Raw genomic sequence first — 19,138 nt, 5'->3', positions numbered from 1 at the left:
GGCGCCAGTCTGCCCCGACCCGGTGGGTGCGGGCCCGGTCAGGGCAGCCAGCCGCGCTCGCGCGCCACGGTCACGGCGGCGGTGCGGTCGTCCACGCCCAGCTTCGCGAACGCCCGCAGCAGGTGCGTCTTCACCGTGGCCTCCGCGATGTACAGCTCCCGCCCGACGGCGGCGTTGGACAGGCCCCGCGCCACGAGGCCGAGCACCTCGGCCTCGCGCGCCGTGGGCCGCTCCGCCGCGGTCCGCACGCTCGTCACGAGCCGGGTCGCGACGCCCGGCGCCAGCACGGTCTCGCCCCGCGCGGCCGCGCGCACCGCCGCCACGAGCTCGTCGCGCGGGGTGTCCTTGAGCAGGTAGCCCGTCGCGCCCGCCTCGACGGCGCGCAGGATGTCGGCGTCCGTGTCGTACGTCGTGAGGACGACGACGCTCGGCCCGCCGCCGCGGGACGCCCCCACGATGCGCGCCGTCGCGCCCACGCCGTCCAGGCGGGGCATGCGCAGGTCCATGAGCACGACGTCGGGCGCCAGCTCGACGGCCAGCGCCACCGCGACCTCGCCGTCCGGGGCCTCGCCCACGACCTCGACGTCGGGCTCGCCGTCGAGCATCCCGATGATCCCCGAGCGCACGACCGGGTGGTCGTCGACGACGAGCACGCGCACCGTGCCCGTCGTCCCCGCCCCGCTCACGCGGCGCCGCCCGAGGCCGGCACGTGCACCTCGACGCGCGTGCCACCGCCCTCGCCGGGCTCGACGACGAGCGTGCCGCCCACCGCGCAGACGCGCTCCCGCATCCCGGCCAGCCCGAGACCGTCGACCTGGCCGGGCGGCAGGCCCCGCCCGTCGTCGGTCACCTCGAGCCGCACGTCGGGCGGCGCCCCGGGGACTGAGCCGCCTCGGGCGAGCAGGATCGTCACCGCACGAGCTCCCGCATGCCTGCGCACGTTCGCCAGCGCCTCCTGCGCCGAGCGCAGCAGCACCACGTCGGCGGCCGCCTGGCCCGTGGCGCCGCCGGTGCGCGCCGGGCCGGCCGCCCCGGCCACGTCCAGCGTCACGGGCGTGCCCGTCTCGGCGGTGAACCGCTCGGCCAGGCGGCGCAGCGCCTCGGCCAGCGTCGAGCCCTGCAGGGGCACGGGTGCGAAGGCGGCGACGAGCGCACGGGCCTCCGCGAGGTTGTCCCGCGCGGTCTGCTCCACGACCAGCAGCCGCTCCCGGGCGCGGTCCTGCTCGCCCCGGTCGAGGGCCGCCGACGCCGCCTGCGCCTGCGTCACGACACTCGTGAAACCCTGCGCCAGCGTGTCGTGGATCTCCCGGGCGATGCGCTCCCGCTCCGCCGTCACGCCCGCCGCGTGGTGCGACTCGGCGAGCTCCGCCTGCGCCTGGCGCAGCTCGTGCAGCAGCCGCGCCCGCTCCTCCGAGCGGCGCATCGTCGCGGCGAACCAGAGCCCGAGCAGCACGGAGAACGCGATCGCGATGCCCATCTGCGGTGCGGCCTCGATCAGCGTCGGGACGTCGAACCCCTGCTGGGCGGCGATGGCGAACGTGGTCGCGACGCCGAGGGCGACGCTCGCCACCACGGCGCGGCGCGGCGGCTCCAGCAGCATCCAGAGCTGCGTGAACGACGCGAACAGCAGGAACGTGGCCAGGCCGCCCTGGGCGACGGCGACCGCGGTCCCGACGATCAGCACGACCGTGTAGGCCAGCGCCCGCCGCTGGTCGCGGCTGCGGGCCGCGGGAGCGCCCCACACGGCGTACCCGACGAGCATGACGGCCATCGCGGCGTACGCCGTCCACAGCTCGCGGGCGTTCGAGTCCCCGCCGAGCGCCATCGCCGACGCGGTCAGCAGCACGATGAGGACGAACCCGACGTCCCACCACACGACCTGCCGGTCCCAGGGGTCGGACGTCACCCGGGCGACCTCGTCGTCGGCCGCCGCGCCGGACGATGCGGCGGACGACGCGGCGGGCTCTGTGCCGGGGGCGCCGTCAGCCGTCGTCACGGCGCCGCCACCGGAAGGTGCGCACCCCGACGACCAGCCCCACGATCAGCCATGCGACCAGTACAGCAGCGGTCGCGGGGTGCTGCCAGGACCCGCTCGTCTCGAGCGCCGCCATCTCCTCCGGCAGGAAGACGGACCGCATGCCCTGAGCGATCCACTTGAGGGGGAACACCGAGGCCAGGGTCTGCATCCAGCCCGGCAGGGCGAAGAACGCGAAGAACACGCCCGAGATGAACTGCAGCACCAGCACGACCGGCGTCACGACGGCGCTCGCGGACCGCCCGGACCGCGGCAGTGACGAGAACCCGACGCCGCAGACCGTGCCGGCGGCGGCCCCGAGCGCGAACACCCAGGCGAACGTGGTCCAGCGGCCGGCGTCGGTGGGCAGCGGGACGTCGAAGGCGAGGGCCGCGACGGCCAGCAGCAGGGCCGTCTGCACGACCGACGTCGCGAGCGTCAGCGCCACCTTGCCGCCCACGTACGCGGTCACCGGCAGGGGAGTGGCGCGCAGGCGGCGGAGCGTGCCGTCGTCGCGCTCCACGGCGATGGAGACGGCCAGCGACTGGAAGCTGGTGAGCATGATGCCGGTCGCGACCATGCCGGGCAGGAAGTACTGGGCGAAGCCGATCTGGGCGACCTCGGTGCCCTGGTCCTCGCTCCCGAACACGGACGCGAAGATCGCGAGCATGACGATGGGGTAGGCGAACACGAAGATCACGGCGTCGCGCTCGCGCCAGAACTGGCGCAGCTCCACGGCGGCCCGCACCAGCGTGAGCCGTCCGAGCCCGGGCAGCCGCCCGCCCGTGTCCGCCCGGCCCGACGTCGCGGCGGTCGCGCCCGTCGACGCCTGGTCCGCCTGGTCCGCCTGGTCCGTGGTGCTCATCGGTCGTCCTCCGTCGTCAGGAGCCCCAGGTAGACGTCCTCGAGGCTGGGGCGGGTGATGCACAGGTCGGCGACCTCGCCGTCGGCGCCGGCGACGGTCGCCATGAGGTGCGCGGCGAGCGCCGTCGGCGCGTCGGTGCGCTCGGAGTGCCGGACGCCGTCGGCGGTCCAGGTGACCAGGGGGGTGCGCGCGCCCGGGCCGCCGAGCGTCTCGGGCGTCCCTTCCGCGACGACGCGCCCGTCGCGCACGACGGCGACGCGGTCGGCCAGGTGCGCGGCCTCGGCCAGGTCGTGCGTGGTGAGCAGGATGGTGGTGCCGGTGTCCCGCAGGCCCAGCACGAGGTCCCAGAACGTCCGCCGCGCCTGCGGGTCGAAGCCGGTGGTCGGCTCGTCGAGGAAGAGGAGCTCCGGGTGGCCGACGACGCCGAGCGCGACGTCGAGCCGGCGCCGCTGCCCGCCCGACAGGGAGCGCACCCGCGCGCCCGCCTTGGGCGCGAGGCCCACGGCCTCGACGACCTCGTCGGGGTCGCGGGGCGCCGGGTAGTACCGGGCGGTGGAGCGCACGGACTCCGCGACGGTGAGCTCCGCCTGGTCGCGCGAGTCCTGCGCGACGACGCCGAGCCGCGCCCGCCAGGCCCGCCCGGCCCGGGCGGGGTCCTCGCCGAGCACGCGCACCTCGCCGGCGTCGCGGTCACGGAACCCCTCGAGGATCTCGATCGTCGTCGTCTTGCCTGCACCGTTGGGGCCGAGCACGGCGACGATCTCGCCCGTCGCGAGGTCGAGGTCCAGCCCGTCGACCGCCTGCTTGGGCCCGTAGCGCTTGGCGAGCCCGCGGACGCGGACGGCGCCGCCGGGGGACCCCGGTGCGCCGGGGGGACGGACGCCGGGACGCCCGCGAGGGGCGGCCGGCGGGGGAGCCGGGGAGGGTGTCGTCGTCGAGGTCATGCGTCGAGCCTCCCGCCCGCGGGGGGCCCCGCGGGAGCCTCGGACGGCGGGACCACGGGTCCACCGATCGGTGGACGGCGGGCGTCGGGCGGACGGCCGGGCGGGAGTGTCGAGCCCGGTTCGAGCCCGGTTCGAGCCCGGTTCGAGCCCGGTTCGAGCGTGGTTCCGGCGTGGTTCGACCCAGGCCCCTGCGTCGCGTACAGTTGTCCCTCGGTGGTTGATGCCCGCCAAGATCGAGCGCGCCCTTCCGGGGTGCTTCGAGCGTGGCGACACGGGTGTCGAGCACGAAGGGTAGTGGCGCAATTGGTAGCGCAGCGGTCTCCAAAACCGCAGGTTGCAGGTTCGAGTCCTGTCTACCCTGCCAGCGTGATCCCCCGCGGGGCCGCGCGCAGCGGGGCCATCCGCATGACCCCGGAACGCCAGGAGTCAGTGCCGTGGGCGCGTCGCCGGCAGGTGGCGTGGCCGCGGCGGGAACGCGAAACGGGGTAGAGCGAGTGAGCGAGTCACCGGCTGAGGCCGTGGGGACGCCCGGCGGGGGCAGGTCGGCCACCGGCAAGCGCCCGAACCTGTTCGCGCGCATCGCGCTCTTCGTGCGCCAGGTCGTGGCGGAGCTCCGCAAGGTCGTGACCCCGACCCGCTCGGAGCTGGTCAACTACACGATCGTGGTGCTGGTGTTCGTCACCGTGGTCATGCTGTTCGTGGTGGCCCTCGACTGGGTCATCGGACTGGGCGTCCTCGCCCTCTTCGGCGACTGACCTCGGCAGGCCGCCGGACGCCCGCCCCCGAAGCAAGCAGATTCCAGAAAGCAGGTTCGTTCGTGTCCCAGGATCCGCTGGACCAGACGGAGAACGTCGACCCCACCCAGCCCGACGCCGACGGCGCCGCGGCTGACCTCGACGTGCCCGCGGACCCCGCCACGGACGCGGCGGCCGAGGCGGACGTCGAGGACGCTGCCGACGAGACCGTCGAGGACGAGGCCGCCGAGGACGAGGACGCTGCCGACGAGGCGGACGAGGACGAGCGCCCGGCGGACGCCGACGGCGACGTCGTCGAGGACCCGGCCGAGGAGTTCCGCCGCACCCTGCGCTCGCAGCTCGGCGACTGGTACGTCATCCACTCGTACGCCGGGTACGAGAACCGTGTGAAGGCCAACCTGGAGAACCGCATCCAGAGCCTGAACATGGAGGACTACATCTTCCAGATCGAGGTCCCCATGGAGGAGGTGACCGAGATCAAGAACGCGCAGAAGAAGACCGTCCGCCGCGTCCGCATCCCCGGTTACGTCCTCGTGCGCATGGACCTCACGGACGAGTCGTGGGGCGCCGTGCGCCACACGCCGGGCGTGACCGGCTTCGTCGGCCACACGCACCAGCCCGTGCCGCTGACGCTGGACGAGGTCTACTCGATGCTGGCGCCGGTGTTCGTCGAGGCGGCCCCCGAGGCCGGCAAGGCCGCGGCGGCGTCGGGCGCGACGGCGAAGGCCCCGGTCGAGGTCGACTTCGAGGTCGGCGAGTCGGTCACCGTCACCGACGGCCCGTTCGACACGCTGCCCGCCACGATCTCCGAGATCAACGCCGAGGCCCAGAAGCTCCAGGTCCTCGTCTCCATCTTCGGCCGGGAGACCCCGGTCGAGCTGTCGTTCAACCAGGTCGCCAAGATCTGACGGACGCGGTACTGCAACCGGGTCATCGCCCACGGCGTCGGCCCACGAACAAGAAAGTCAGGGAAGAGTCATGCCTCCCAAGAAGAAGGTCTCCGGCCTCATCAAGCTCCAGATCAACGCCGGTGCGGCCACGCCCGCCCCGCCGATCGGCCCCGCGCTCGGTCAGCACGGCGTGAACATCATGGAGTTCTGCAAGGCCTACAACGCGGCCACGGAGTCGCAGCGCGGCAACGTCGTCCCCGTCGAGATCACCGTGTACGAGGACCGCTCGTTCACGTTCATCACGAAGACGCCGCCGGCCGCCGAGCTCATCAAGAAGGCCGCCGGTGTGGCCAAGGGCTCCGCGACCCCGCACACCGTCAAGGTCGCGCAGCTCACCCAGGACCAGGTCCGCGAGATCGCGCAGACCAAGCTCCAGGACCTCAACGCGAACGACATCGACGCCGCGATGAAGATCGTCGCCGGCACCGCTCGTTCGATGGGCATCACCGTCGCGGAGTGATCCGTGACCGGGCCGCCCGGACCGTGACCGGATCCTTCCGGCGCGGTCCGGGCGGCTCGGACCAAGTCCCGGCGATCGACGTCGGGCACGTGGCAGGGTCCGCGCGGACCCGCTCACCACGACTGCAGAAGGAGAAGCAGATGGCAACGCGCAGCAAGGCGTACCGCGCCGCGGCCGAGAAGATCGACCGCGAGAACCTGTACAGCCCCCTCGAGGCGGTCCGCCTCGCCAAGGAGACCGCGACGGTCAAGTACGACGCGACCGTCGAGGTCGTGTTCCGCCTGGGCGTCGACCCCCGCAAGGCCGACCAGATGGTCCGCGGCACGGTCAACCTCCCGCACGGCACCGGCAAGACGGCCCGCGTGATCGTCTTCGCGAACGCCGCCAAGGCCGAGGAGGCCGTGGCCGCCGGGGCCGACGAGGTCGGCGGTGACGACCTGATCGCCAAGGTCGCCGCCGGCTACACCGACTTCGACGCCGCCGTGGCGACGCCGGACCTCATGGGCAAGGTCGGTCGCCTGGGCAAGGTGCTGGGCCCCCGTGGTCTCATGCCGAACCCGAAGACCGGCACCGTGACGATGGACGTGACCAAGGCCGTGTCCGACATCAAGGGCGGCAAGATCGAGTTCCGCGTCGACAAGCACGCGAACCTGCACTTCATCATCGGCAAGGCGTCCTTCGACGAGAAGGCGCTGGTGGAGAACTACGCCGCCGCGCTCGACGAGGTCCTGCGTCTCAAGCCGACGTCGTCGAAGGGCCGGTACATCACCAAGGCCACGATGACGACGACGATGGGCCCGGGCATCCCGCTCGACCAGTCGCGCACCTCGAAGCTCCTCGAGGAGGCGTGATCCCGGCAGGGACCCGCTGAACCACCGCCGACGGCCCGGCACCCGCGAGGGTGCCGGGCCGTCGGCGTCCCCGGACCGCCGTCACGACCCGTGGTGGTGCTCCGGGAGGCCGGGGAGGTCCGGCAGGTGGTGATCGCCGTGCGGGACGGCGACCGCACCCGCGTCGGTGTCGGTGAGGCCGGCCGTCGTGGCCGTCGCGACCAGCAGCGCGCCGGCGAACAGGCCGGCCAGGGTCATGGCCGGACCACCGCGGTGCGGCCGGCGAGTGCCGTCCGCCGCCGGCTCGGGGGCGGCGTCGCGCGGCCGGGTCGTCGCGCCGATCGTCGCGGCGCCGGCGAGCTGCAGGGTCGCGGCCGCCACCGCCGCCGCGCCGAAGTGGCCGCCCGGCGCGACGGCGAGGGCGAGGCCGACGACGCTGACGACCGCGAGGACCCCGACCCCCCACCCCGCGGCGGCCTGCCGCGCCCCGCGGGGTACGACGCCGCGCAGGACCAGCAGGGCGACCACCAGCTCCGCCACCCCGGCCACCAGCGCGAGCAGCCCCTGCGGACGGGGGAGCGTGCTCCGCGCCGCGCCCAGGTTCACGAGGCCCGCGCCGAGCAGGGTGAACGCGACGAGGATGCGGCCCGGCGCGGCGATCGCGGTCATGCCGTGGCGACGCCCGCCTCGGCGCGGCGGTCCGCCCCCAGCCCGACGCCGAGCAGCAGGAGCGCGCTGGCCAGGTGCAGCACGTTGTCGGCGCCGTTCAGCGCGATGATGTTCGCGCCCGTCCCGACGAGGAAGAGGCCGAGGACCCCGACCAGCAGGTAGACGGCGCCGACGGTCACGTTGACGCCCTTGGCCGCAGCGACGGAGCGGGACGCCAGGAGCAGGGCGGCGCCGATCGCGACGTGGATGATGTTGTGCAGCGGGTTCACCTCGAAGAACAGCAGCTTCTCGCCCTCCGTGGCGGCGAAGCCGACGCCTGACGTGACGACGAACCCGGCGAGGCCGACCAGCAGGTAGACGGCGCCGAAGACTGCGGCGAGGAGGCGGTTCGCGGACGAGCCCATGGTGGCTGCTCCTTCTTCTCTCGGGCGCGGGGTGGTCCCGCGCTCGGAGGTGGTTCGGAGCGGTCCGCAGGATGGATGGGGCCGCGTGTATCACGCGGCGCGGGTCGTCCTCTTTCCGGGCGATGACGAGTACGCAGCACCGCACGAGCGCTGCCGGAGGAGGTCCTTGCATGTCGATGCAACTTCCTCCTGCCGCGTCGTCGGGGCGCGCCGTAGGCTCGGAGGTTCCGGGGCGGGGCCGCCCCGGCTTCTCCACGAGCCCTCCCGAGGTGCGAACAGCCATGACACGAGCCACTGAGGAACCGCTCGGTGGGGCGCCCGACGCCGACGAGAGCCTGGGCGACCGGGCCGCGCGGGCGATCCTGGAGTTCCGGGAGGGGCGCACGGACGCCCTGACCGACCTGGTCCGGGAGGCGACGCCGTTGCTGTGGCACACGGTGCGTGCCCAGGGCGTCGACCGGGACGTCGCCGACGACGTGGTGCAGTCCACGTGGGCGGCGCTCGTGCGGCACGCGGACACGATCGCCGAGCCGAAGGCCGTGCTGAAGTGGCTCCTCGTGACGGCCCGCCGGGCCGCCTGGGAGACGGTGCGCAAGGGGCGTGCGGACCTGCGCCGCCGCACCGAGCTGCCGGACGACGTGACCGAGGGCGCCGCGGCGCTGCCGGACGCCCGCCCGGGCCCGGAGGCCGAGGTGCTGACCGACGAGCGCGACCGGATCCTCTGGTCGTCGCTGCGCCGGCTCCCGGAGCGCTGCCAGGAGCTGCTGCGACTCGTCTCGCTCGCCGACCGCCCGGACTACAAGGCGATCTCGGCGTCGATCGGCATGCCGGTGGGAAGCATCGGCGCCACACGGGGACGGTGCCTGGCGAAGCTGCGCGCCGTCCTCACCGAGCAAGGGGAGGCCTCGTGGACATGAGCCAGAAGCACGAGAACGCGTGGGGCGAGCCCGTGCCCGGCGAGGACGAGACCCTGGACGCGCACGACGTCGCGGTCCTGGGGCGGCTCGGCCGCGCGGTCGAGGCGGTCGACCCGGTGCCCGAGGGCCTGGTCGAGCGGTCGCTGTTCGCGATGACGCTCGCCCGGCTCGAGGCCGAGGTCATGGAGCTGCAGCAGATCGAGGCCCCCGTCGGGTCCGTGCGCGGCGACGCCCCGCCGCTCGAGGCGCGCACCATCACGTTCACGCACGAGCGACTCACCGTGATGATCGCGCTGTCCATCGACGACGACGGCACCCACGTGCGCCTCGACGGCTGGGTCGCACCCGCCGCGACGCTGGTCGTCGAGCTGCGCCAGCCCGGCGGAGAGCGCACCACCACGGCGGACGACGACGGCCGCTTCGCCTTCACCGCCGTCGACCGCGGCCCCACCAGCCTGCTCGTGCGCCTGCCCGACGGCGGCGACGTCACCGTCGCCACGCCGGTCATCGAGCTCTGAGACGCCGGGCGCGACTCGCGCCCACCCTGATCGTGCGCCGATCCGGCGCGCCCGTGACGAGGAGGACACGTGACCGAGAGCCCCGTAGGACCGACGCCGAGCCGGCCCGAGCCGACGATCCGGTTCCTGGACCCCAGCACCGCGCGACGGAGTCCCGGGCAGCGCCAGGTCGGGTCGACCTGGTACGTGGCCGATCGTCTCCTGGTCCGTGGAGGCCTTCCTGACTCGATCCGTGGCCGCCTGCGGGCACCAGGTGGCGCCGAGGCGCTGCCGTCGGTGCTCTCCCTGGAGCCGAGCGAGGACGAGGACGCGGCTGCAGGCTTCGAGCGCGCGGCGCGGCGTCAGGGCTGTCACGTCGGGGTCGAGGTCAGGTACCGGCATGGGACCGAGCCCTCCGCGGACGCCGCACCGCTCGATCTGGTGGACGAGGACCTGGGTTTCGTGCTTCGTCTGATCGCGGACCGACCCGACGTGCAGCCCGACGCCTGGGAGGTGCTCGAGGCCGACGCCCGCGACGAGTCGACCCCGTGGTCTCTCAGTCTCGATCACGTCCTGACCGCGCTCCCGTTCACGACGCACCCCTTCACGACCCATCCCTTCACGACGCACCCCTTCACGACGCATCCCTTCACGACCCATCCGTTCACGACCCATCCGTTCACGACCCACCCCATGGCGGCGCAGCCGTTCACGACTCATCCGTTCACCACCCACGGGATGGCGGAGTACGGCGTGCCCGGCAGCGGGGGGAGGTCGCCGGTGGCCTGGCTCGGGGCGCCGCCGGCGCGCCGAGCCCGGGACGACGGCGACGAGTCGCGGACCCCGGACGGGGCGGTCCGCCCGGTGGTCGCGATCGTCGACACCGGGATCGGGACGCATCCGTGGTTCGGCTCCTACGGGCTGGGGAAGGACCCGGACGACGGCAACGGCGTGGTGATCCGCGGAGCGAGCCTGCCCGACGGGCCCATCGGGACGTACCCGGTGCCGCAGCTGCCGGAGGAGGACGCCGAGATCGGTGGCGCGAGCACCGCTCCGCTGACGGGCCCCCTCGACCCCGTCGCGGGACACGGGACGTTCATCGCAGGGATCGTGCACCAGACCTGCCCGGACGCGCGGCTCCTGCCGGTGCGGGTGGTCGGGGGTGCCGGCGCCGCCATCGAGTCCGAGGTGATCGAGTCGCTCCGGCGACTCCTGCGGTTCCACCGCCGAGGGCTCGCGGGGGAGGAGGGCTACGTCGCGGTGGACGTGGTGGTGCTCCCGATGGGCTACTACCACGAGCAGCCCGAGGACCTGCAGTGGGACCACCCTCTGTCCGACGTGCTCGCGCGGCTGCGCGACTCCGGCGTCGCGGTCGTCGTGGCGGCGGGCAACGACGGCGAGACACGTCCTGAGTTCCCGGCTGCCTTCGCGCCCGAGGTGGACCGACGCGCCACTCCTCCACGCATCACCAGCCCGCGGGACACGAGCACGGAGCGGCCCCCCATCCTGGCGGTGGGGGCCGCCAACCCCGACGGCTCGACGGCGTTGTTCTCCAACGACGGGCCCTGGGTGACGTGCGTCCGCCCCGGCGCCGCGGTGGTGAGCACCGTGCCGCGAACTCTCGACGGTCCGAGCACGCCTTCTCTGCGCACGCGGGAGCGGTACGCCGACGCAGTGCGGTCGACGATCGACCCGGAGGGATTCCAGGGAGGATTCGCGACCTGGAGCGGGACGTCGTTCGCCGCGCCGGTCCTCGCGGGTGAGATCGCCCGTGAGCTGCTCGCGGACCGGAGTCGGCGTGCCCGCGCGGCTGACGCTACGCTCACGGAGTCGGTCGACCGGGCCGATCACGGCGATGAGGCGCGGGTGGCGGCGATCTGGCGAGCCATCTCCGGGGCGACGGGAGGCCTGTCGCTCGACGGCACGTCCACCCCGGGGTGATCCACAGGGGGTGAGGCATGAGCGACGCGCTGGCGACGGTCCGCGCCGAGGTCGACGAGATCCGGTCGCACGCGCGCGCTCATCGCCAGTTCTCGAGCACACTCGGCCGCTACGAGGCCGCCCTCGTCCGGCTCGACCGGCTCGAGGGGGAGTCGACGGCGGCGGAGGTCGCCGCGGTCCGCGCCCGGGTCCTCGTGGGTATCGCAGCCTGCGAGGGCGAGCTCGGTGCAGACCGCGAGGTGGTCCTGGCGAAGCTGGCCGCGGCGGCGGCGATGGCGCTCCGGGCCGGCAGCGCGGAGATGGTGGCCCTCGTCCACGCCAACCTCGGCCTGCAGCTGCTGCGGTCGGGGGACCACGACGGCGCGCGGATCGAGCTCGACGCCGCGCTGGACGGCCTTGTCGACGAGGCAGAGATGCTCCCGGTCCTCCTCAACAGGAGCTCCCTCCTGCTCGAGGTCGGTGCGATCGACGATGCCGTCGTCGACCTTCGACGGTGCTTGGAGATCGCTCGCGCGCTGCGGGACGAGCAGGTGGTCCCGATGGCGGAGCACAACCTCGGGTACGCGCAGTTCCTCGCCGGCGACCTCCCGGCGGCCCTGCGAGCGATGGACGCCGCCGCGGAGGCGGCACCGCCCGAGCATGCCGGCGTCGGCCTGATGGACAAGGCGGCGGTGCTCTATGAGGCCGGATTGCTGACGGATGCGGAGGTCGCGCTCCGGACGGCGGCCGGGATCCTCGCCGCCACGGGTGGCGCACGCGACCTGTTGGACGCCGAGCTCGAGCAGGCTCGGTGCCTGGCGGGCCTCGCGAGGTTCTCGGAGGCTGAGGAGCTCGCCGAGCGGGTCCGTAACCGTGCCCGGCGGGCGGGCCACGGGGTCATGGCGCTCCGGGCGGAGGTCGTCGCCTTGGACTCACGGTTCGGGCTCGTCGTCGCGGACGAGCGGCGAGAGCTGCTGCGGCCCCTCGCGCAGGCGGCCGACGAGCTCTGCGCGCGTGTCGAGGACCAGCCCGGCGCGGACCGGGTGCTCATCGACGCCCGGCTGCTCGCCGCGGAGGCATGGGCTCGCGGGGGCAGGTTCACCGAGTCGCAGAAACGCCTCCGCGCCCTGCCACCGCGATCCAGCCTGGCCCTCGGCGCGCGCGTGCGCGGTGAGGTCGTCGCCGCGCTGTGCGGCTTCGGCACGGGGTCTCGGCGTGCAGGTCTGGCGGCCGTCAGACGGGGCTATCGGCTCCTCGCGGTGCAGCGTCAACAGCTCGGGGCGGTCGAGGCGGTGACGGCCGCCGCGGTGCACGGCATCCGGCTGCAGGGGGTCGACATCGACGCGGCGCTGATGTCCGTGTCGCCGGACGCGTTCTTCGACGCCTTGGAGCGCGGGCGTGCGACCTTCGCGGGGTCGGGACGGGTCCGCCCACCGGACGACCAGCAGGCCGCCGAGCTGATCGTGTCGGCACGTCGGCTGATGGAGCGTGCGCGCCTGCTCCGTTCGGACGAGGCCACGACGGATGCCGAGCTGATGCGCGGCGTCGAGATGCATCGCGACGCGCGACGGCTCCAGGACCGGGCGCGGGAACGGACCTGGCACTCGGGCGGCGACCGGGGCGTGCCCTCCCCGACCACCGCGCGCGGGCTGCGGGCGGAGCTGCGCGCGGCCGGGTCGGACCGGGTGGTCCTAAACCTGACGATGAGCGGCGGCCGCCTGCGCGCCATCCGGCTCGACGGGAGTGGAGCGCGCCTGGTCGATCTCGGCCCGGTGCCCCCTGTCCTCGAGCTGGCGAGACGAGTGCGGGCCGATCAGCAGGCGCTGGCGAACCCGTTGCTGCCCACGCCGTTGCGAGAGGTGGTCCGCGCGTCGGTGCAGGCGGCTCTGCGGCGGCTCGACGCCCTCCTCCTCGGCACGCTCGACGTCGCAGGGCGGGACGTCTACGTCGCGGCGCGCGACCGGCTGGTCTCGCTGCCGTGGGCAGCGCTGCCCTCGCGGCGAGGGCTGTCGACGGTGGTGAACTCGTGGATCGCACGGGGCGAGGCGGACTGGTCCCCCGGACCGGGTCTCTCGGTCGCCGGGTCCGGGCTCGTGCACGGGGTTGCTGAGGCGGAGCAGGTGGCGGCGGTCTGGGGGAGCGGCGCGCGGCTGCTCACCGGCGCGGACGCCGTGTGCGCCGCCGTAGCCGAGGCGGTCGAGGGTGCGCCGGTCGTCCACGTCGCCGCACACGGGACGCATGAACCCGAGAACCCCATGTTCTCGAGCCTGCAGCTGGCGGACGGCCCGCTGTTCGCCCACGAGCTGGACGGGCGGGATCTGTCCAGGTCGGTGCTCGTCCTGTCGGCGTGCGACGTCGGTTCGGCGAGCATCCGGCACGGCGGCGAACCGCTCGGGCTGACGAGCGTGCTGCTGCGCATGGGCGCGCGCGCCGTGATCGCCGCCGTCGCCCCGTTGCGGGACGACGTCGCGGTGCGCGTGATGCCCGTGCTGCACCAGGGGCTGCGCGACGGCCTGCGGCCGGGCGCGGCGCTCGCCCGCGCCGTGGCGGACGAGCCCGAGCCGGTGCCGCTGGTGTGCTTCGGTCCGCTGGTGCTGTGACGTGTCAGCGAGGATGACATGGCGAGTGGTGGGTACCACACGGGATGCGTGCCGCGCACGGCCTGCCGTCGTGTACAGTTCTCGGGTAACCCAAGACCGCCGGTCGTCCGACGCTGCCTGGAACTGACGAGAATCGTTCCGCCCGGGAAGCCGAAGACCGAAGTCCCGTGAGAGTGCGGGGGCCTGCGTAGGTGACACGACGACGACCACACAGCCTGGCTGTGAGCTCCGAGCCCCGTGCGCACCTGCGCCGGGGCTCTTTTCTTTCGCAGGTACCGGTGGCACCACCACCGGAAGGATTGCCATGGCGAGGCCGGACAAGGCAGCCGCTGTCGCGGAGGTCGCGGACAAGTTCCGCGACGCGAACGCGGCCGTGCTGACCGAGTACCGCGGGCTCACCGTCGCGCAGCTCAAGGAGCTGCGTCGGTCGCTCAGCGGCAACGCAACCTACGCCGTGGTGAAGAACACGCTGACGTCCATCGCGGCCAAGGAGGCCGGGATCGACGCGTTCGAGGCCGACCTCAAGGGTCCGTCCGCGATCGCGTTCGTGACCGGCGACCCGGTCGAGGCCGCCAAGGGTCTGCGTGACTTCGCCAAGGCGAACCCTGCACTGGTCATCAAGGGCGGTGTCCTTGACGGGAAGCCGCTGACCGCTGCAGAGGTCACCAAGCTCGCGGACCTCGAGTCCCGCGAGGTCCTGCTGGCCAAGACGGCCGGCGCGATGAAGGCCAAGCTCTTCCAGGCTGCCTACGCCTTCAGCGCGAAGCCGGCCCAGGCCGCTCGCGTCATCGATGCCCTGCGTCAGAAGCAGGAATCGGAGGCCGCTGCCGCCTGACGGCGGTGCGGCAAGCACTACCCCCTCCCTTGCTTCTGCGGGGCCCCCGGCCCCAGGACGCACCAACCGAAAGGAACGCCATCATGGCGAAGCTCAGCACCGACGAGCTCCTGGCCGCCTTCGAGGAGCTCACGCTCATCGAGCTCAACGAGTTCGTGAAGGCCTTCGAGGACAAGTTCGAGGTCACCGCCGCTGCTCCCGCCGCCGTCGCGGTTGCCGCCCCCGCCGCCGGCGGTGCCGGTGGCGCCGAGGCCGCCGAGGAGAAGACCGAGTTCGACGTCATCCTCGAGGCCGCCGGCGACAAGAAGATCCAGGTCATCAAGGAGGTGCGCGCGCTCACGTCCCTCGGCCTGAAGGAGGCCAAGGACCTGGTCGACGGCGCCCCGAAGCCGGTCCTGGAGGCCGCGAACAAGGAGACGGCCGACAAGGCCAAGGCTGCCCTCGAGGGCGCCGGCGCCACCGTCACCGTCAAGTGATCGCTGCGGCCTAGCCGCGCATCGCTTCCGCGAGGCCCGCATCCCTTCGGGGTGCGGGCCTCGTTGCGTCCGCACGACGTCGCGGGTGGTCGCGGGGGGTCGCGGGGGCGCGGACCGGTTGTGGAGGTGTGGTGTCGTGACCGACGTCGCGCGCCGATGCCTGGCCGGGGTCGCTTATCACGGGTTAGGCTGGTCCGACAACCGTTTCTTGGGCGGCATATGGCGGCCACCGAGACAACGTCCTCAAAGACCCAGAACCGAGGGCGTCCGCTCGTGTGCCCGCGCGAGTTGGACAAACGATGAAGTTCTGGCTACGCTAGCGCTTTGCGCTCGCTTGTGCCCCGACGCCTCCCCGCTGACGAAGCCACCGCCCCCGTGATCACGTCTTCGTGACCCCTGGGCCGGTTCCTCCCGCCGCGGTCCGGCGCCTGCAGCCTCGCTGAGCGTACAGCGTGCCATCGAACTGCAGGGAAGGACCCCTCTTGGCTGCCTCGCGCACCCCTTCTGTTCCGTCCGCCGACGCTATCGCGAACCGCACCGCTTCCCGCCGCGTCTCCTTCGCCAAGATCTACGAGCCGCTCGAGGTCCCCGACCTCCTCGGGCTGCAGACCGAGAGCTTCGACTGGCTCCTCGGCAGCCCTGCCTGGCAGGCCCGGGTCGAGGCGGCCACCGCCGCCGGCCGCTCCGACGTCCCCGCGACGTCGGGCCTCGAGGAGATCTTCGAGGAGATCTCGCCGATCGAGGACTTCGGCCAGTCGATGTCCCTCTCCTTCTCGAACCACCGCTTCGAGCCGCCGAAGTACACCGCGGACGAGTGCAAGGAGAAGGACTTCACCTTCGCCGCCCCGCTGTTCGTGACGGCCGAGTTCGTGAACTACACGACCGGTGAGATCAAGAGCCAGACGGTCTTCATGGGTGACTTCCCGCTCATGACCGCGCGCGGCACGTTCATCATCAACGGCACCGAGCGCGTCGTCGTCTCGCAGCTGGTCCGTTCCCCGGGCGTCTACTTCGAGCGCACCCCCGACAAGACGAGCGACAAGGACGTCTTCTCGGCGAAGGTCATCCCGTCGCGCGGCGCCTGGCTCGAGTTCGAGATCGACAAGCGCGACGCCGTCGGCGTGCGCGTCGACCGCAAGCGCAAGCAGCCCGTGACGGTCCTGCTGAAGGCCCTCGGCCTCACCGAGGCGGAGATCCGCGAGGAGTTCGCGGACTTCCCGTCCGTGCTCGACACCCTCGAGAAGGACCACGTCCACACGCAGGACGAGGCCCTCGTCGACCTGTACCGCAAGATCCGTCCGGGCGAGCCGCCCACGGTCGAGGCCGGGCGCGCGCTGCTCGAGAACTTCTACTTCAACCCGAAGCGCTACGACCTCGCGAAGGTCGGTCGCTACAAGATCAGCAAGAAGCTGGGTGTCGACGCGCCGCTGGCGGACTCGACGCTGTCCGTGACCGACGTCGTCGCGACGATCAAGTACCTGGCCGCGCTGCACGCCGACCTGGTGACCATCCCCGGCACCCGCGACGGCCAGCCGACCGAGGTCCGCGTCGAGACCGACGACATCGACCACTTCGGCAACCGTCGCATCCGCGCCGTCGGCGAGCTCATCCAGAACCAGGTGCGCACGGGCCTGTCCCGCATGGAGCGCGTGGTCCGTGAGCGCATGACGACGCAGGACGTCGAGGCGATCACGCCGCAGACGCTGATCAACATCCGCCCCGTGGTGGCGTCGATCCGCGAGTTCTTCGGCACCTCGCAGCTGTCGCAGTTCATGGACCAGAACAACCCGCTCGCGGGCCTGACGCACAAGCGTCGTCTGAACGCCCTCGGACCGGGTGGTCTGTCCCGCGACCGCGCCGGCATGGAGGTCCGTGACGTCCACCCGTCGCACTACGGCCGCATGTGCCCGATCGAGACCCCTGAGGGCCCGAACATCGGCCTCATCGGCTCGCTCGCGTCGTTCGGTCGCATCAACCCGTTCGGCTTCATTGAGACGCCGTACCGCAAGGTCACCGACGGCAAGGTCACGGACGAGATCGTCTACCTGACCGCCGACGACGAGGACCGGCACATCATCGCCCAGGCGAACACCGAGCTCGCCGTGGACGGCACGTTCCTCAACGACCGCGTCCTGGTGCGCACCAAGGGCGGCGAGACCGACGACCTGCCGCCGGCCGAGGTCGACTACATGGACGTCTCGCCGCGCCAGATGGTGTCCGTCGCGACGGCGCTCATCCCGTTCCTCGAGCACGACGACGCGAACCGCGCGCTCATGGGCGCGAACATGCAGCGCCAGGCCGTGCCGCTGGTGCGCTCCGAGGCGCCGCTGGTCGGCACCGGCATGGAGCGTCGTGCGGCGGTCGACGCCGGCGACGTCATCGTGGCGACCAAGCCCGGCGTGGTCACCGAGGTGTCCGCGGACCTGGTCCTCGTCGCGAACGACGACGGCACCACGGGCTCGTACCGTGCGGCGAAGTTCCGCCGCTCGAACCAGGGCACCAGCTACAACCAGCGCGTGCTCGTGGACGAGGGCCAGCGGGTCGAGGTCGGCTCCGTGCTGGCCGACGGCCCGGCGACCGACGAGGGCGACCTCGCGCTCGGCCGCAACCTGCTCGTCGCGTTCATGTCGTGGGAGGGCCACAACTACGAGGACGCGATCATCCTGTCGCAGCGCCTCGTGGAGGACGACGTCCTGTCCTCGATCCACATCGAGGAGCACGAGGTCGACGCCCGCGACACCAAGCTCGGGCCCGAGGAGATCACGCGGGACATCCCGAACGTCTCCGAGGACGTCCTGGCGGACCTCGACGAGCGCGGCATCATCCGCATCGGTGCCGAGGTCGGCGCGGGCGACGTCCTGGTCGGCAAGGTCACCCCGAAGGGCGAGACCGAGCTGACCCCGGAGGAGCGCCTGCTGCGCGCCATCTTCGGCGAGAAGGCCCGCGAGGTGCGCGACACGTCCCTCAAGGTGCCCCACGGCGAGCAGGGCACGGTCATCGGCGTCCGCGAGTTCAACCGCGAGGACGGCGACGAGCTGCCCGCCGGCGTGAACCAGCTGGTCCGCGTCTACATCGCCCAGCGCCGCAAGATCACCGTCGGCGACAAGCTCGCCGGCCGTCACGGCAACAAGGGCGTCATCTCGAAGATCCTGCCGCAGGAGGACATGCCGTTCCTCCCCGACGGCACGCCGGTCGACGTCATCCTCAACCCGCTGGGCGTGCCCGGCCGCATGAACGTCGGCCAGGTCCTCGAGACGCACCTCGGGTGGGTCGCGAGCCGCGGCTGGGACATCGAGCTGGCCGAGGGCAAGGACCTCTCCTGGAAGGAGACCCTGCCCGAGGTCGCGTCGAAGTCGGAGCCGGGGACCCCGGTGGCGACGCCGGTGTTCGACGGCCTCGAGGAGTCGGGCCTGCGCGGCCTGCTCTCCACGACGCTGCCGAACCGCGACGGCGACCGCATGGTCGCGACCGACGGCAAGGCCCGGCTGTTCGACGGCCGCTCCGGCGAGCCGTTCCCGGACCCGGTGTCGGTGGGCTACATGTACATCCTCAAGCTCCACCACCTGGTCGACGACAAGATCCACGCGCGCTCGACCGGCCCGTACTCGATGATCACGCAGCAGCCGCTGGGTGGTAAGGCGCAGTTCGGCGGCCAGCGCTTCGGCGAGATGGAGGTGTGGGCCCTCGAGGCGTACGGCGCGGCCTACACGCTCCAGGAGCTGCTCACCATCAAGTCCGACGACGTCCCGGGCCGCGTGAAGGTCTACGAGGCGATCGTCAAGGGCGAGAACATCCCCGACTCGGGCATCCCGGAGTCCTTCAAGGTGCTCCTCAAGGAGATGCAGTCGCTGTGCCTGAACGTCGAGGTGCTCTCGAGCGACGGGACCTCCATCGAGATGAAGGAGTCCGACGACGAGGTGTACCGCGCCGCGGAGGAGCTGGGCATCGATCTGTCGCGCCGCCCCAACTCGGCCGCCACGGTCGACGAGATCTGATCCAGCG

At 72.7% G+C, this 19,138-nt stretch carries 17 protein-coding genes and 1 tRNA gene; 12 read left to right on the top strand and 6 right to left on the bottom strand.

Annotated elements, in window-relative coordinates; genetic code table 11:
* Positions 1-38: 38 nt before the first annotated feature.
* From ACFQ8E_RS10635 to ACFQ8E_RS10620, 4 genes are read right to left on the bottom strand one after another with little or no spacing between them, the layout of a single operon-like run.
* Positions 39-686, bottom strand: coding sequence for a response regulator (locus tag ACFQ8E_RS10635; RefSeq protein ID WP_430550521.1), 648 nt, complete (start codon positions 684-686; stop codon positions 39-41).
* Entirely contained in the window at positions 683-1,996 is a 1,314-nt protein-coding gene (locus ACFQ8E_RS10630; protein WP_430550520.1) for a sensor histidine kinase, read from the bottom strand. The genes ACFQ8E_RS10635 and ACFQ8E_RS10630 overlap by 4 nt, the downstream gene beginning before the upstream one ends.
* On the bottom strand, positions 1,983-2,879 hold the full coding sequence (locus ACFQ8E_RS10625) for an ABC transporter permease (protein ID WP_430550519.1): 897 nt from the start codon (positions 2,877-2,879) through the stop codon (positions 1,983-1,985). Before ACFQ8E_RS10625 ends, ACFQ8E_RS10630 begins: the two co-directional genes overlap by 14 nt.
* On the bottom strand, positions 2,876-3,823 hold the full coding sequence (locus tag ACFQ8E_RS10620) for an ABC transporter ATP-binding protein (protein ID WP_430550518.1): 948 nt from the start codon (positions 3,821-3,823) through the stop codon (positions 2,876-2,878). Before ACFQ8E_RS10620 ends, ACFQ8E_RS10625 begins: the two co-directional genes overlap by 4 nt.
* Positions 3,824-4,111: 288 nt before the next feature.
* Here ACFQ8E_RS10620 and ACFQ8E_RS10615 point away from each other — a divergent pair.
* From ACFQ8E_RS10615 to rplA, 5 genes are all read left to right on the top strand, one after another.
* Positions 4,112-4,187, top strand: a tRNA-Trp gene (locus ACFQ8E_RS10615).
* A 130-nt stretch (positions 4,188-4,317) separates the two neighbouring features.
* Complete coding sequence (secE, locus tag ACFQ8E_RS10610) at positions 4,318-4,578, top strand: preprotein translocase subunit SecE (protein ID WP_430550517.1); 261 nt, start codon at positions 4,318-4,320, stop codon at positions 4,576-4,578.
* Positions 4,579-4,640: 62 nt separating this feature from the next.
* Positions 4,641-5,486: a transcription termination/antitermination protein NusG gene (gene nusG, locus ACFQ8E_RS10605; protein ID WP_430550516.1), complete on the top strand. Its 846-nt coding sequence runs from the start codon at positions 4,641-4,643 to the stop codon at positions 5,484-5,486.
* 70 nt (positions 5,487-5,556) lie between these two features.
* The gene (gene rplK, locus ACFQ8E_RS10600) at positions 5,557-5,988 is read left to right on the top strand and encodes a 50S ribosomal protein L11 (protein WP_380323551.1); all 432 of its coding nucleotides are present in this window, start codon (positions 5,557-5,559) and stop codon (positions 5,986-5,988) included.
* Positions 5,989-6,128: 140 nt separating this feature from the next.
* Positions 6,129-6,839 carry a 50S ribosomal protein L1 gene (rplA, locus tag ACFQ8E_RS10595; RefSeq protein WP_430550515.1) on the top strand — a complete coding sequence of 237 codons (711 nt, stop codon included), beginning with the start codon at positions 6,129-6,131 and terminating at the stop codon, positions 6,837-6,839.
* Between the two features lie 81 nt (positions 6,840-6,920).
* Here rplA and ACFQ8E_RS10590 read toward each other — a convergent pair whose 3' ends face one another.
* Both ACFQ8E_RS10590 and ACFQ8E_RS10585 read right to left on the bottom strand, forming a co-directional pair.
* A complete protein-coding gene (locus ACFQ8E_RS10590) occupies positions 6,921-7,487 on the bottom strand; it encodes a hypothetical protein (RefSeq protein WP_430550514.1) in 567 nt (188 codons plus the stop codon).
* Positions 7,484-7,891, bottom strand: a complete 408-nt coding sequence (locus tag ACFQ8E_RS10585; protein ID WP_430550513.1) for a DUF4383 domain-containing protein — start codon at positions 7,889-7,891, stop codon at positions 7,484-7,486. Before ACFQ8E_RS10585 ends, ACFQ8E_RS10590 begins: the two co-directional genes overlap by 4 nt.
* Before the next feature lie 281 nt (positions 7,892-8,172).
* Between ACFQ8E_RS10585 and ACFQ8E_RS10580 the strand changes: the two genes are divergently transcribed.
* The 7 genes from ACFQ8E_RS10580 to rpoB all read left to right on the top strand — a co-directional run bounded on the left by ACFQ8E_RS10580 (position 8,173) and on the right by rpoB (position 19,131).
* Positions 8,173-8,808, top strand: a complete 636-nt coding sequence (locus ACFQ8E_RS10580; protein ID WP_430550512.1) for an RNA polymerase sigma factor — start codon at positions 8,173-8,175, stop codon at positions 8,806-8,808.
* Entirely contained in the window at positions 8,805-9,326 is a 522-nt protein-coding gene (locus tag ACFQ8E_RS10575) for a carboxypeptidase-like regulatory domain-containing protein (RefSeq protein ID WP_430550511.1), read from the top strand. Before ACFQ8E_RS10580 ends, ACFQ8E_RS10575 begins: the two co-directional genes overlap by 4 nt.
* Positions 9,327-9,395: 69 nt before the next feature.
* Entirely contained in the window at positions 9,396-11,246 is a 1,851-nt protein-coding gene (locus tag ACFQ8E_RS10570; protein ID WP_430550510.1) for a S8 family serine peptidase, read from the top strand.
* A gap of 17 nt (positions 11,247-11,263) precedes the next feature.
* The gene (locus ACFQ8E_RS10565) at positions 11,264-13,825 is read left to right on the top strand and encodes a CHAT domain-containing protein (RefSeq protein ID WP_430550509.1); all 2,562 of its coding nucleotides are present in this window, start codon (positions 11,264-11,266) and stop codon (positions 13,823-13,825) included.
* Between the two features lie 304 nt (positions 13,826-14,129).
* Entirely contained in the window at positions 14,130-14,660 is a 531-nt protein-coding gene (rplJ, locus tag ACFQ8E_RS10560) for a 50S ribosomal protein L10 (RefSeq protein ID WP_429764782.1), read from the top strand.
* Between the two features lie 83 nt (positions 14,661-14,743).
* Positions 14,744-15,136, top strand: a complete 393-nt coding sequence (gene rplL / locus ACFQ8E_RS10555; protein WP_430550508.1) for a 50S ribosomal protein L7/L12 — start codon at positions 14,744-14,746, stop codon at positions 15,134-15,136.
* 482 nt (positions 15,137-15,618) lie between these two features.
* Positions 15,619-19,131: a DNA-directed RNA polymerase subunit beta gene (rpoB, locus tag ACFQ8E_RS10550; protein WP_430550507.1), complete on the top strand. Its 3,513-nt coding sequence runs from the start codon at positions 15,619-15,621 to the stop codon at positions 19,129-19,131.
* Positions 19,132-19,138 lie beyond the last annotated feature (7 nt).

Source organism: Isoptericola sp. NPDC056573 (assembly GCF_042793335.1).
In the GTDB taxonomy this organism is placed as follows: Bacteria; Actinomycetota; Actinomycetes; order Actinomycetales; family Cellulomonadaceae; genus Isoptericola.
This window is presented reverse-complemented; position numbering and strand designations above follow the sequence as displayed.